This window comes from Komagataeibacter intermedius TF2, assembly GCF_000964425.1.
In the GTDB taxonomy this organism is placed as follows: Bacteria; Pseudomonadota; Alphaproteobacteria; order Acetobacterales; family Acetobacteraceae; genus Komagataeibacter; species Komagataeibacter intermedius.
This window is the reverse complement of record NZ_BANF01000362.1, coordinates 1-945: the sequence shown is the minus strand read 5'-3', so window position 1 is coordinate 945 and position 945 is coordinate 1. Positions and strand designations below refer to the sequence as shown.

Genomic DNA, 945 nt, shown 5'->3' with positions numbered 1-945 from the left:
AGCGGCGCATAGACGCCGTAGGAATGGCCAACCACCCAGCCCAGGTCCGATGTGGTGAAGAAGGTATCGCCGGGTTTGCAGCCATAGATCAGCTCCATGGACAGGGCGAGGGCTATGGCGTGGCCACCATTGTCGCGTACGATGCCCTTGGCATTGCCTGTCGTCCCGGATGTATGGAGAATATAGAGTGGGTCTTCGGACCGGAGCATAACCGGATCGACCGGGGTAGATTGCTCCAGCGCATGGAAATCATGGTCCCGCACCGGTAGAAAGACTGCCGGACACGCTGGGCGCTGCACGACGACGCAGGCCTGTGGCCGGTGTGTGGCCTTGGTCAGGGCCGCGTTCAAGGCTGGCGCGGACGGAATAGGCGTCTGTCCCTGAAAGCTGCAACTGGCAATGATGATGACCTTGGGCGCTACATCGTCAATCCGGCGTGCCAGTTCAGGCCCGGCATAACCGGCAAAAACCACCACATGCACCGCCCCGATCCGCGCACAGGCCAGCATGGCGATGGCGGTTTCGATCATGGTGGGCATGGCGATCAGGACACGGTCGCCCTGCCCTACCCCCAGCGCGCGCAGGCCGCCGGCAAACCCGGCCACCCTGCCCTGGAGTTCCCGGTAGGTTACCACCTGCCGTTCCTTTATGGCGCAGGAATGCCAGATCAATGCTGCCTGTTCACCGCGACCATTTTCAACGTGCCGGTCTACCGCGTTATGGCAGGTATTGAGCGTGGCATCGGGAAACCAGTCATGCCAGCCATCCTCCCGCGTCCTGCATGCAGTCACAGGAGCCTGCTTCCATGTGACGCGTTGCGCCGCAGCCAGCCAGAACTGCTCTGGCTGATTCAGCGCCGCATCGTACATCGCCTCGTATGTTGTCCATGGAAGCATGGCGCTTTACTCCGTTCAGGCTACAGGCACGTCTTTGCCGGTGATCTGG

Annotated in this window: 1 protein-coding gene; it reads right to left on the bottom strand. The window is 61.6% G+C overall.

The features are described from left to right. The coding region (locus B7449_RS17545) for an AMP-binding protein (RefSeq protein WP_048883949.1) at positions 1 to 896 on the bottom strand (896 nt) is incomplete at its 3' end. Positions 897 to 945 lie beyond the last annotated feature (49 nt).